This is a genomic window from Roseburia amylophila (assembly GCF_025567465.1).
Classification (GTDB): Bacteria; Bacillota; Clostridia; order Lachnospirales; family Lachnospiraceae; genus Roseburia_C; species Roseburia_C amylophila.
In genome coordinates this window covers 37,247-50,236 of record NZ_JAOQKI010000019.1, presented here as the reverse complement: position 1 = coordinate 50,236, position 12,990 = coordinate 37,247, and the positions used below count along the sequence as shown (strand labels likewise).

The 12,990-nt window shown below is 41.9% G+C and carries 10 protein-coding genes, 1 tRNA gene and 1 pseudogene; 2 read left to right on the top strand and 10 right to left on the bottom strand.

What is annotated here, in order from left to right:
- Nucleotides 1–110 precede the first annotated feature (110 nt).
- The 5 genes from aspS to OCV43_RS11350 all read right to left on the bottom strand — a co-directional run bounded on the left by aspS (nucleotide 111) and on the right by OCV43_RS11350 (nucleotide 7,889).
- The gene (aspS, locus tag OCV43_RS11370) at nucleotides 111–1,934 is read right to left on the bottom strand and encodes an aspartate--tRNA ligase (RefSeq protein ID WP_022244371.1); all 1,824 of its coding nucleotides are present in this window, start codon (nucleotides 1,932–1,934) and stop codon (nucleotides 111–113) included.
- A 64-nt stretch (nucleotides 1,935–1,998) separates the two neighbouring features.
- Nucleotides 1,999–3,255, bottom strand: coding sequence for a histidine--tRNA ligase (hisS, locus tag OCV43_RS11365; protein ID WP_262624138.1), 1,257 nt, complete (start codon nucleotides 3,253–3,255; stop codon nucleotides 1,999–2,001).
- Nucleotides 3,256–3,363: 108 nt separating this feature from the next.
- Nucleotides 3,364–4,857 carry a coproporphyrinogen dehydrogenase HemZ gene (gene hemZ, locus OCV43_RS11360; RefSeq protein ID WP_262624137.1) on the bottom strand — a complete coding sequence of 498 codons (1,494 nt, stop codon included), beginning with the start codon at nucleotides 4,855–4,857 and terminating at the stop codon, nucleotides 3,364–3,366.
- A 9-nt stretch (nucleotides 4,858–4,866) separates the two neighbouring features.
- Entirely contained in the window at nucleotides 4,867–5,499 is a 633-nt protein-coding gene (locus OCV43_RS11355) for an MBL fold metallo-hydrolase (protein WP_262624136.1), read from the bottom strand.
- Nucleotides 5,500–5,573: 74 nt separating this feature from the next.
- Nucleotides 5,574–7,889 (bottom strand): RelA/SpoT family protein, encoded by a 2,316-nt coding sequence (locus tag OCV43_RS11350; RefSeq protein WP_022244367.1) that lies wholly within the window; start codon nucleotides 7,887–7,889, stop codon nucleotides 5,574–5,576.
- 172 nt (nucleotides 7,890–8,061) lie between these two features.
- Here OCV43_RS11350 and OCV43_RS11345 point away from each other — a divergent pair, with 172 nt between their 5' ends.
- Nucleotides 8,062–8,436, top strand: coding sequence for a DUF3783 domain-containing protein (locus OCV43_RS11345; protein ID WP_022244366.1), 375 nt, complete (start codon nucleotides 8,062–8,064; stop codon nucleotides 8,434–8,436).
- On the opposite strand, the gene OCV43_RS11340 is transcribed toward OCV43_RS11345, so the two are convergent.
- From OCV43_RS11340 to OCV43_RS11330, 3 genes are read right to left on the bottom strand one after another with little or no spacing between them, the layout of a single operon-like run.
- Entirely contained in the window at nucleotides 8,433–9,296 is an 864-nt protein-coding gene (locus tag OCV43_RS11340) for an aldose 1-epimerase family protein (protein WP_262624135.1), read from the bottom strand. The two genes, OCV43_RS11345 and OCV43_RS11340, sit on opposite strands and share 4 nt — an antisense overlap.
- Nucleotides 9,280–9,873, bottom strand: coding sequence for a M48 family metallopeptidase (locus OCV43_RS11335; protein ID WP_022244364.1), 594 nt, complete (start codon nucleotides 9,871–9,873; stop codon nucleotides 9,280–9,282). The genes OCV43_RS11340 and OCV43_RS11335 overlap by 17 nt, the downstream gene beginning before the upstream one ends.
- 56 nt (nucleotides 9,874–9,929) lie before the next feature.
- Nucleotides 9,930–10,379 (bottom strand): hypothetical protein, encoded by a 450-nt coding sequence (locus tag OCV43_RS11330; RefSeq protein ID WP_022244363.1) that lies wholly within the window; start codon nucleotides 10,377–10,379, stop codon nucleotides 9,930–9,932.
- A gap of 111 nt (nucleotides 10,380–10,490) precedes the next feature.
- Here OCV43_RS11330 and OCV43_RS11325 point away from each other — a divergent pair.
- Nucleotides 10,491–10,563, top strand: a tRNA-Gly gene (locus OCV43_RS11325).
- A 336-nt stretch (nucleotides 10,564–10,899) separates the two neighbouring features.
- Here the strand turns inward: OCV43_RS11325 and OCV43_RS11320 are convergent.
- A pseudogene (locus tag OCV43_RS11320) lies at nucleotides 10,900–11,286 on the bottom strand (GH36-type glycosyl hydrolase domain-containing protein); the annotation flags it as partial.
- Nucleotides 11,287–11,760: 474 nt separating this feature from the next.
- Entirely contained in the window at nucleotides 11,761–12,975 is a 1,215-nt protein-coding gene (locus OCV43_RS11315; protein ID WP_262624134.1) for an LL-diaminopimelate aminotransferase, read from the bottom strand.
- Nucleotides 12,976–12,990: the final 15 nt, after the last annotated feature.

The window sequence follows — 12,990 nt, the reverse complement described above, 5'->3', positions numbered from 1 at the left end:
AGATTAAACCGCCTTCAGCCCTTTATTTTCAAGGCTTGAAAGCGGTTTTCATCAACACATTTTGTCCTATAACTCTTTATTTATGTGAGAAACATGCTTTATCTGTTTCTTTATTTTTCTGCAGCTTCTTCTGCTTCTTTTTCTTCTACTTCTTTCTCATCCACTTTGATGCACAGTTCCTCTAACTGCTTCTCATCTACGATATCCGGGGCATTGGACATAAGGTCGGATGCATCCTTTACTTTCGGGAAGGCGATGACATCACGGATGGAATCTGCATGTACCATATGCATAACCAGACGGTCAAGACCATAAGCCAGTCCTGCGTGTGGTGGTACACCATAGGAGAATGCATCCAGAAGGAATCCAAACTGCTCATGTGCTCTCTCTTTTGTAAAGCCAAGAACCTCAAACATTTTCTCCTGAATATCACTCTGGTGGATACGGACAGAACCACCGCCTAACTCGGTACCATTTAATACGATGTCATATGCTTTGGCACGTACTGCACCCGGATCTGTATCAATCTTATCCCAGTCCTCTTCCATTGGCATGGTAAACGGATGATGCATTGCCATATAACGATTCTCTTCGTCTGACCACTCTAACAATGGGAACTCTGTAATCCAGAGGAAATTATACTGGTTCGGGTCTAAGAGGTCTAATTCTTTGGCAATTTCAAGACGAAGTGCACCTAATACATTCCATACAATTTTATTCTTGTCTGCTGCAAATAAAAGCAGGTCTCCCGGCTTTCCGTCCATTGCTGCTACCAGATTCTTCAATTCCTCTTCTGTCATGAATTTTGCAAAGGATGATTTATAGCTGCCATCTTCCTGTACAGAAAGATAAGCAAGTCCCTTTGCTCCATAGCCTTTTGCAAACTCTACCAGCTTGTCAATCTTCTTTCTTGGCATTGCGCCCTGTCCTTCCGCATTGATACCACGGACAGAACCACCCTGCTCTAACGCACTGGTAAATACACCAAAACCGCAATCTTTTACAATATCAGATACATCCTTTAATTCCATTCCAAAACGGGTATCCGGCTTATCAGAACCAAAACGATCCATTGCTTCCTGCCAAGGCATTCTCTTAAGTGGAAGTTCTACATCTACACCGATGGCTTCTTTGAAAATGTATTTTAACAGACGCTCATTGACATCTAATACATCATCAATATCTACAAAGGAAAGCTCCATATCTGCCTGGGTAAATTCCGGCTGACGGTCTGCACGTAAATCCTCATCACGGAAACATTTTGCAATCTGGAAATAACGGTCATATCCGGATGCCATCAGAAGCTGTTTGAAAAGCTGTGGTGACTGCGGCAATGCATAAAAGCTGCCCGGATGTATACGGCTTGGCACCAGATAATCTCTTGCACCTTCCGGTGTAGACTTACAAAGAATCGGAGTCTCAATCTCTAAGAAACCCTCTTTTGCCATAAAATCACGCATCAGATATGCTACTTTACTACGCAGCATCAGGTTACGCTGGATATCCGGTCTACGTAAATCAAGATAACGATATTTTAAACGAATCTCATCTTTGGTCTGGCTGTTCTCTTCAATCTGAAATGGCGGTGTCTGTGATTCTGAAAGAATACGGATACTCTCAGCAATTACCTCAATATCACCGGTCTTTAAATTCTCATTAACTGCTGCAGAACGCTTCTGCACGGTTCCTTCGACTGCAATAACAAACTCGCTACGCAGTGTTCCCGCTTTGGCAAAGCCTTCGCTTCCTACCTTTGGCTCGTCGAATACAAGCTGCAGAATTCCGGAACGGTCTCTTAAATCTATGAATATAAGACTTCCTAAATTTCTTCTTTTCTGTACCCATCCCATGACGGTAACTTTTTCTCCAATATTGGCATTGGATACTTCTGTACATCTATGGGTTCTGTGTAATCCCTGCATGGATTCTGACATTTTCTTATCCTCCTAAAAATCTTATCAAAATTATTCCATTTTCTGCTTCTTGCAGAAAAACAGACTATCTGTTAAAAAACTCCACAAACTCTTCATAACCCTCTGCCGTAAGCTTCTCCTTCTGGAACTTCTTGTTCTTATTCATACGAACCACTAATACCTGGGTTCCTTCGGAACGTTCCTTCTGAGCCTGTGCAATTACCTCCTGCAGCTTGTCAGCCGGATATCCCTTTTCGATGAGATATGCCTTCTTCGCTGCCTGTCCCGGAATCTTAAATCCGCCCTCTAAGAGCAGAAGAATGATTCTTTCAAAACCGATGGAAAATCCACATGCAGGTACATCGTTGCCGGTAAATCTTCCAACCATCTTATCATAACGACCACCTCCGCCACAGCTTCCGCCGAACTCCGGCATAGCTATTTCAAAAATAGTTCCTGTATAATAACCCATGCCACGCACTAAAGTCGGGTCAAATACCATTTTAAAGTCTGCTGCTTTGGTTGCTTCTACGCTGTCGATAATCTCTGTCAGGTTCTGCTTTACTTCTTCCTCTAAAAATCCAGCTTCAATTAATGTATCACATAAGGTAACCAGTCCGTTTTCGGTACCTTCTGCTTTTTCAAATAAGGATAAGTACTTATCGACCGCTTCTTCTGCAAAGCCTTCCTTTTTCAGTTCTTCTGCGACTCCGTCCAGCCCAATCTTGTCCATCTTGTCTAAGATGATAAATACAAGGTCGTAGCTTTCTTCCGGAAATCCGCTGTAAGCTGCCATTGCTTTTAAAATGCGGCGTTCATTGATTCGGATTTCAAAATTCTTAAATCCAATCTTGCCGAGGGTTGTAGTTGTTGCAAGAATCAGCTCAATCTCTGCCAGATTGGACGGCTCTCCTAAAATGTCAATATCGCACTGCATGAACTGACGATAACGCCCTCTCTGAGGACGGTCAGCACGCCACACATTTCCCATCTGTAATGCCTTAAACGGGGATGGGAGCTGGTTACTGTTATTGGAATAGAATCTTACCAGCGGAACGGTAAGGTCGTAACGCATACCAAAATCCACTACATCTTCTTCTTTTTCTGCTGTCTCTAAGTTCAGCTTTTCACCACGTTTTAATACTTTGAAAATGAGTTTTTCATTTTCTCCACCCTGTTTGCTGGTGAGGTTTGCAATATTCTCCATACAAGGAGTTTCAATTGGTGTAAATCCAAAACTCCGGTAGGTCTCTTTGATTACATTCTGCACATAATCACGAATCTGCATCTCCTCCGGTAAAATATCCTTCATGCCTGTAACCGGCTTCTTACTCAATGCCATGAAATTTCCTCCATTTTCCGAGATAAGCATTTTATCTATTTTTCTTATTATATATTTGTATTCATACAGAACTATTATATTTTTCGTGTTCTGATATGTCAACCGCTTTTATTCCTTTGTAAAGAGCCGGCTCTTCCGTTCAATCATCTCATCAATCCTTGTGATATACTGTGCCACATCCTTGACATTCTCGGCACGTTCAATCCGGTGTGTGCCATCGGGATTTGGCTGTACCCAGACACGCTTCGTGGATGCACCAGCACCACAGGCTACAATACTCTGTTTCTCTTCCATAATAAGAACATTGTATACACCGGCTTTTCCCGGTGCTGCATAGCCTACGTTTTCAAAATTGCCTGCCATATTCTTCTGGCGGTATAAATAATATGGGAAAAGGCCCATTTCTTCTGCCACTTTCGAAGTCAGTGCGATATGGTCTGCGGTATTGACAATTTCAAAATCCTGATAACGCTCTCTTTGTATATTCAGCCTTGCTGCACGCTTAATGGCAAGTGAGTGAACCGTCAGATTATCCGGTGCTAACTTCCGGATTACTTCCATGGTATCTGCTACATCCGAAAGACTTTCTCCCGGAAGTCCTACGATTAAATCCATATTGATATTATCAAAGCCTAATTCTCTTGCCAGATAAAAGCTGTCAATGGTCTGCTGTACGGTATGATGCCGTCCAATCAAATCCAGAGTTTCCTGTTTCATGGTCTGTGGATTAATGGAAATTCTGCTGATATCATGATTGCGAAGCACCATAAGCTTCTCTTTTGTAATACTGTCCGGTCTTCCGGCTTCCACTGTAAATTCCACTAAATCAGATAAATCAAAACTACATTTGATTTTTCGAATCAATCTGTCTAACTGCTTTGGATTTAATGTGGTCGGTGTTCCACCACCAATATAAATGCTGTTTAATTTCTTATGTGCAAATTTGACCGCTGTATAATCCAGTTCCTTTTCCAGTGCACTTAAGTAGTCATCCATGCGGTTTTTCCAGGCTGACATGGAATAAGAAGTAAAGGAACAGTAAAGGCAGGTCGTTGGACAGAATGGAATTCCAATATAAAGGCTGTAGCCTTCTTCGTAGTCTAATTTGTGTAAAAGTTCCAACTCCCGCTCTGCAATTTCAATACTGAGCTTTATCTTCTCATCGGAGGTAAAATACGTTTCCTTCATATAGCGGGCAATTTCTTCCTCGCTCTTACCCTCTTCTAAAAGTGCCATCGGAATCTTCGTCGGACGGATACCGGTAAGATTTCCCCACGGAAGCTCCACTCCGGTATATTCTGACAATAACCGATACAGTGTCCGCTTTAAACTGTTCTTGGTCTCCTTGCGGTTTGTATAATCTACTGCTACACATTTTGTAATTCCGTTCTGATTCGCATTGTCTTCCGAAGCCTCCACCCGTTTCCAGGAAAAAATGATTTCTTCCGGTGCAAACTGTACATCCATGTGATAATGTACCGGCTCTTCTTTTTTCTCCTTATCCTTCGTGGAAACATATACCTCTTCCTTCGGATAAAATGCCTTTACCAGCGAATGGATATCATATTCAAATTCTGCTTTATCTAATAATACTGTTATCATGGTTCGTCCTTATAAATACGGATTATGCATCCGCTCATAGCCTATTAAAGTGCTTTCGTCATGTCCGGTATACACGGTCACATCATCCGGCAGCGGCATCAGTTTTTCTCTGATTGCCCGGATTAAATCCGATGCACTTCCTCTTGGGAAATCGGTTCTTCCCACAGATTCCTGAAACAGCGTATCTCCGCTGAAAAGAATCTTCTCATCTGCAATATAATAGCAGCATCCGCCAATGGTATGCCCCGGTGTAAAAAATACACGGATGGAAAATCCTGCAAGATTTAATACTTCTTCGTCTTTTACGAAAATATCTGCATGATAGACCTTATGCTCTCCTATCATCCCGCAAAGGTTAAGTCCCGGGTCTTCCAAGGTCTCCCTCTCTGCCTCATGGGCATAAATGGAAATCTGGTATTTATCTGCAAGTTCTTCTGCTGCTCCTGCATGGTCAAAATGTCCATGGGTCAGAAGGATTGCCACCGGTTTTGCCCCGGTTTTCTCAATCTGCTTTTCAATCAACTGTGCCTGGTCTCCCGGGTCTACCACAAGAAGTTCTCCTGTCTTATGATTTACCAGAAGATAGCAGTTGGTGCAGACCGGTCCCACAATATATCGTAATACTTCTGTCTGTTCTGTCATAATTTTCCTCTTCTATAATAATAACTGACTTTGACTTTTTTCATAAATCAGCAATTTATTTTGCTAATGCTCTATCAGCCGGTAGTACGTTCAATATCAATCACGCTCTCTACCTGACGGATTTTTTCTATTAAGCTGCTCAATTCCTCTTTGCCTTTGGTATTAAAGGAAATAGAAATGGTCGCAACTCCCTGTTTGCTGGTCTTGGAATTAATGGAACTGATATCGATTTCCCGCTCAGTGAAAATTCTGGTAATATCTACTAAAAGTCCGGTACGGTTGTTACCAAATATTTTAATCTCAGCAAGATAAAGTCCATTGTCACCCTGCTCTGCACCCTGCTGCCACTCTGCATCAATCAAACGCACTTTTTCCAGCTCGGAAAGGTTCATGATATTAATGCAATCGGTACGATGAATAGAAACACCACGGCCTCTTGTGACAAATCCTACAATTTCATCTCCCGGCACCGGGCTGCAGCATTTGGAAAAATGCACTGCCACATCATAAAGTCCTTTTACAATGATACCACTCTTGGATTTCTGTGGAACTGCCTTATCCTTATTCTCGGAAGACACATTGTTCAATACATCCTCATCGGTAAGCTGGATTGGGTGGTCTTTCCGGTATTCCTCCAGCATCTTATTCACAACCTGGCCTTCTTTCAGTCCGCCGTGTCCTAAGGTTGCCAGTGCGGAATCCCAGTCATGGAATCCATATTTCCGCATAACCTTACTCTGATATTCCGGTTTGTTAATATCCGTAAGATTAATGGATTTTGCCTTACAATACTGGGCAATCAGTTCCTTGCCCTTTACGATATTTTCTTCTTTTAACTCACTCCGGAACCACTGGTTAATCTTATTTTTTGCCTGTGTACTCTTAACAATATTTAACCAGTCACGGCTCGGTCCCTTGGAATTCTGGGACGTGATAATCTCAATACGGTCACCGTTCTGAATCTCGTAATCAATTGGAACTAATTTACCATTTACCTTGGCTCCAATCATCTTATTTCCAACTGCCGAGTGGATACTGTACGCAAAGTCTACCGGTGTGGAACCCGTTGGCAGGTTCTTTACATCTCCGGACGGAGTAAAGCAGAATACCGTATCGGAAAAGAGGTTCAAATCACTCTTTAACAGGCTCATGAACTCTTTATTATCTGACATGTCTTTCTGCCATTCCAGAATCTGGCGCAGCCAGCTTAACTTCTCTTCCTCTGATTTGGTGGTAGCCACTGTGCCGCCGTTATTGGCAGCTTCCTTATATTTCCAGTGGGCAGCGATACCATATTCTGCGGTACGATGCATCTCAAAGGTACGAATCTGAATCTCAAACGGCTGTCCGGTCGGTCCAATCAGTGTGGTGTGGAGGGACTGATACATATTCGGCTTTGGCATAGCGATATAATCTTTAAAACGTCCCGGGATTGGTTTATACATCTCATGGATGACACCCAGTGCTGCATAGCAGTCCTTGACATTATCCACGATAATTCTTATGGCAAATAAATCATAAATCTGGTCTAAGGTCTTATGCTGATTGACCATTTTCTTATAAATGGAAAAGAAATGCTTTGCTCTTCCGTCAATCTGTGCCTTGATTCCTGCATTTTCAATATGTTTACTCACTTCTTTTACAAGGCTCTGCACATAATCATCACGGACACTCTTACGAAGTGCAACCTTTTCTACCAGATCATAATATGCTTCCGGCTCCAGATACTTTAAGGAAAGGTCATCTAATTCGATTTTAATTTTAGAAATACCAAGACGCTGTGCAATCGGCGCATAGATGTCCATGGTCTCTCTCGCTTTTTCCTTCTGCTTCTCCGGTGTCATATATTTTAACGTACGCATATTGTGCAGCCGGTCTGCCAGCTTGATTAAGATAACACGGATATCCTTTGCCATGGCAAGGAACATTTTTCTTAAGTTCTCTGCCTGAACCTCGACTTTATCCGCATCATAAGATAACTGACCCAGCTTTGTAACGCCATCCACCAAAAGGGCAATCTCTTCTGAGAACTCTGAAGCAATTTCCTCTACTGTCATGACGGTATCCTCTACGACATCATGAAGCAGTCCGGCTACGATAGTCTCTTTATCCAGCTCCAGCTCCGCTAAAATAATTGCCACACACAACGGATGAATGATATATGCTTCACCGGATTTTCGTACCTGTCCCTTATGTGCCGTATCCGCTGTCTTATATGCCTTTTCAATCAAAGAAATATCTGTCGACGGGTGATATTTCTTCACGCTTGCAATCAGCTCCTGATACAGGCTCTCCGGACTGACGAATTCCTGCATGGTCTTTATGTTGTCATCCTTAGACACCACTTCATTTTCTAATTCTTCTAATTCTTCTGTTGTAATATCTGCCATAATTCACACCAACTTTTTTGCGTTTTATCCCACTTTTAACTATGATTTTTCATTATAATAAAAAATATATAAAAATGCAATCTTTTATACTTGCCATTTTCCCCCGGAAACCTTATACTTTATGGCTGAATGGCAGATATTTTCTATCTCTTTTAGAAAGGAGTTTTCCCTTATGCATCCAGTTATATTATTTTACAATTTAGAAAACAGCAAAGGCAGAACATTAAAAATGCTCTGCCTCCGGTTAAAAATAAAAATCCGTATTATCACCAAAGAACAATATAACCAGACTTTAGGTGCCCTCGCAGGGATTGATGGCTTCCCTTTGAAAGAAGAGGTCTATACCGGCGATGGTTTCACCGACGAAATGCTGGTATTCAAAGGCTTTGATAATGCTCTTTTAGACCGTTTCCTGGTGGAATTTAAAAAGCTTCATCTTACCAGAATCGGACTGAAAGCCGTTCTCACGGAGCACAATATCAACTGGGATTCCATTGCACTTCATGAAGAACTCTTAGCGGAAGATAAGAAAATGCATGAAAATTAATCTTCTCCTGCAATTTCTATGGTGTATGCTGCCTGAAAGCATGCACCCTGCGCTAACGCATGTCCCCATTCCCTTTCTTCCAAGCTTCCGTTAAAATCCTCTTTATCGCATCTTCCAAACCAAGGTTCAATGGCTGCATATGGTGCATTCTTCTTCTCTGCTGACCAGAGTCCAAATAACGGAGCTTCCGGGAAATACACATTTAAGTAATTCTTTCCTTCCGGATCACGCAAGGATACTTCATGAGTCTGGTTATTCTCTATCACATAAGCACCATTGTCAAAGAAATCCTTCGTAAATGCTGCAAATCCATTTTCTAACTTAAGCTCACTTTTGCTGTTTAATGCCAGTCCGGATTCTACGTCAAAATCACGACAGATGACATTTCCATTCATATGCATGTCATAGCCATAACCGCTCTTGTCCGCTTCGCCATGTACCGGGCAGGAGAAGCATGGATGGAATCCACAGGAAAAATACATTTTTTCCTTGCCGGTATTCTTAATGTTCCATGTGATTTCCAGTCTGTTGCCATTCATATGATAGATTAATTCCATCTCATAATCGAAGGGATATTTTTCTTTTGTTGTATCATCGGACTGATGGGTAAAAACGAGTGTGTTTTCATCTTTTTTCTCCACCTTCCACTCTACATCACGGACATAGCCGTGCTGTCCCATCTTGTAAGACTTTCCCTGATAATGATAGACTCCGTCTTTTAAGCTTCCAACAATCGGAAACAGGTTTGGTGCACTCCGTTTGTAATACTCCGGATTGCTGCACCACATGTACTCAATGTTACTTTTCTTTCCAAGCACAGATTTCAGTTCTGCCCCAAGGGACTCAACTTCCACCTTCATGCTCGCGTTTTCCATGGAATAACGCATATTCTCTCAACCTCTTTTCTCGTATTCTATGATCTGACATCACAGTATCCAGCACCTGATAAAATCGTCTGCTGTGATTTGCTTCTACCAGGTGTGCCAGTTCATGAGCAGCAACATATTCTGCGCATTCTAACGGAAGGTCTGCCAGTACTTTATTCAAAGTAATGGATGCCTTTGCCTTGCAGCAGCTTCCATAGCGGCTGGTCATGCTGCGGAATCTGACCGTTGGCATAGAAATATGATAAGCCCGAAACAGTTCATACTCCTGCAGCAGTATATCTCTTAAATACTGCTCTTTCTGCCGGTTCCACTCCAGTGCATCCACATCTATCCTCTGCTGATTTGCAAGCTTCTTTTGCATCATGCGGATCCACTCCGCCTTGCTCTGCACAAATGCATCCACTTTCTTTTTGCTCATGCGATAGGGCATCGTTACTGCTACTACGCCATTGGCTTTTACCCGGATGATAATATTCTTTACTTTTTTTGGTGTCAGTTCATATTGTATTGTATTCTCCATTTCATTATTATAGCTTTTTGGTCCCGGCACTGACAAGCCTTTTTCTTGTTTTCCTTTTGCTATTTCTGTCGTATCATTTTATACTGTTACTCCGCCTCTGTCTCCGGGGCAGCCGCTGCTTTTTCCAGGGCATCATCAATGGCGTGAATCAGCACCATGGACGTATACTGGTTATCATCGGAATAGCTGAGATTATCCGTTGACTGATTTTCATATATCTGTTCTTTCAAATTATCCAGTGCCGGCTGCATCAACGGATACATTGCGGTTACAGTTTCATCGAGATTTACCAGAGAAATGGAATTGATTTTATTCTCATCCACCACAACCTCCACATCCACGGTTTTATCATTAAATATGATGGAAGACGTATATACCCCTGCCACATATTTCATGGTCTCCCGGCTCTCCTCATCTTTATCCGGAGAAAACATATAGACCAACAATAATACCAGTAATATTCCAAGTACCGCAAAAATTCCTGTGTAAATCAGTTCCTTCATATGAAGCACTACAATCTTTGTCTTTGCACTCAAGGGAGTCCTCCTGCTTTCTTGCTTATTGTATTTTATGTGAAAACTTTTCTAATATTACACTTGACAAACCCTTTTTCTTATAGTATAGTAAATTTCGTGTTCAGCACAAATGCGATAGTGGCGTAGTTGGTAACGCGCGACCTTGCCAAGGTCGAGACCGCGGGTTCGAGCCCCGTCTATCGCTCTATTTTTTTGGATGCTGTAAGCCTTGATTTATGCGGGTTTACAGCATTTTTCTAATTCTTAAATTCTTGCTTTCTTAACCAGATTTTCGCTATTTTTGGTTAAGAAAATGTCTTTCATTTAATGCCTGTTTTGCAACCGCTAAATTTGTTCCTACATAATAGTTCTTTCCTGCAACCTTTGGTGTGTTTCCAAATATGGTTGATGCTAAAATAATGTTTCCGTTTGTCGCATTTATTACTTCCGTAAGAAGGTTTTTCAGGAAAAGAATACTTTGATAAAATTTTTAACCTTTCTGTCATTTCATGTGCCAATCGGACATCTTCGGGTAAAATTTTATCTTAACAACTAAGGTCTGCTCTGCTGCAATTCCTTTGTAATCACAGCTGTATTTGGAATAACTCATTCCATGACGGCAGGTATATTTTGCTTCATCCAGTGATTTGCCAACTGGCTGCCAGGAAACACTCCAGTAATCTCCGTCTTCTTCATCGCGGATATATACATAATGTCCCGGACGATCCATTGGAACTCCATTCGCCCGGAATCTTGTTACACGATGATACTCCGGTGTCTTGTAAAACATATAGCCCCCCCCCGCTGTATGATTTACAACCACACAGGTATCTTTTACGCCAAGGTAGTTTGTCCAGGATGCCGGCAAATCCACCCGGTCAATTACATATTCTCTTTTCTCATTGTCAAAATGTCCGTATTGCTTGATGGTAAACTGTCTTTCCAATGTTTGACAGAGGCACTGTATTGTTCGTCAACTACAGATGCATGATAAGGTCTGTTAGGGGCACTTAGAATTTCGTCTGTTATCCGGCAACGCTGGCACAGGGAAGTGCCAGCGAGGCGCATTTGAACATGGATGTGAATTTGCGCCGGTTGCCGGAATGGATACTATTTATAACGAAATTCTTAGTGCCCCTTGCAGATTTTATGTTGCATCCGTAGTTGACGGACAGTGCAGTGCCCCCGTCAAAGCAACGGAAAGACAGTTTACCATCAGGCAAAACCGATATTTAAGAACTGCTGGCATTCCAGTGCATATCATCCAGATGTTCTTAGATATCCAAACTTTTTAAAATAAATATATTTTTCTTCCCAATTGCCTGTTATATCGGATGCCAAAAAGAGACAGCAATTAAAATCGCTGTCCCTTCTATATTTCGTATATCCTTATGATACTGACTTATAATGCCTTAATTCTCTCTAATGCTGCAACTGAATTCTCATATGTTCCGAATGCTGTCAGTCTGAAGTATCCTTCTCCACTTGGTCCGAATCCGGATCCCGGTGTTCCTACTACATTGGCATTTTCTAAGAGGTAATCAAAGAAATCCCAGGATGTCATCTGCTCCGGTGTCTTTAACCAGATATATGGTGCATTTACGCCACCGAATACTTCGAATCCTGCTTCTTTAAGACCGGTTTTGATTACGCTTGCATTTTTCATGTAATATGCAACCTGTTCTTTCAACTGTGCTTTTCCAGCTTCGGAATATACTGCTTCACCGGCACGCTGTACGATATAAGGTGCGCCGTTGAATTTGGTGCCGTGACGTCTTGCCCACATATCATGTAAAGATACGCCATTGCATTTCAAATCCTTTGGTACTACAGTATATCCAAGACGTACTCCGGTAAATCCTGCATTCTTTGAAAAGCTCTTAATCTCGATGGCACAGGTCTGTGCTCCTTCACATTCGTAAATGGTATGAGCAACATCTGCTTCTGAAATGTATGCTTCATAAGCACCATCATAAATGATCAATGCACCTTCTTTATTGGCATAATCTACCCATTCCTGTAACTGTGCTTTGGTGATGGTTGTTCCGGTTGGGTTATTTGGCAGGCACAGATAAATTACATCTGGTGTCTCCTTCGGGAATTCCGGCACGAAATTATTTTCTCTGGTACATGGCATATAAATTACATTGCTCCACATCTGGGTATCCGGGTTATATGTACCGGTTCTTCCAGCCATAACATTGGAATCCACATATACCGGGTATACCGGGTCACATACAGCAATTCTTATATCCGGTCCGAATAATTCCTGAATATTTCCAGAATCACTCTTTGCTCCATCGGATACGAAAATTTCATCTGCTTCGATTGCACATCCTCTTGCCTGATAATCATTTTTTACAATAGCATTACGCAGGAAATCATATCCCAAATCCGGTGCATATCCATGGAAGGTTGCAGGATCTGCCATCTCATCAACTGCCTTATGTAAAGCCTCAATAATTGCCGGAGCGATTGGCTGGGTGACATCCCCGATTCCAAGACGGATGATATTCTTATCCGGATTTGCCTGGGTAAATGCATTTACCTTTTTGGCAATGGTACTGAATAAATAGCTTCCTGGTAATTTCTGGTAGTTTTCATTAATCTGATACATAATATCTCCTTTTCT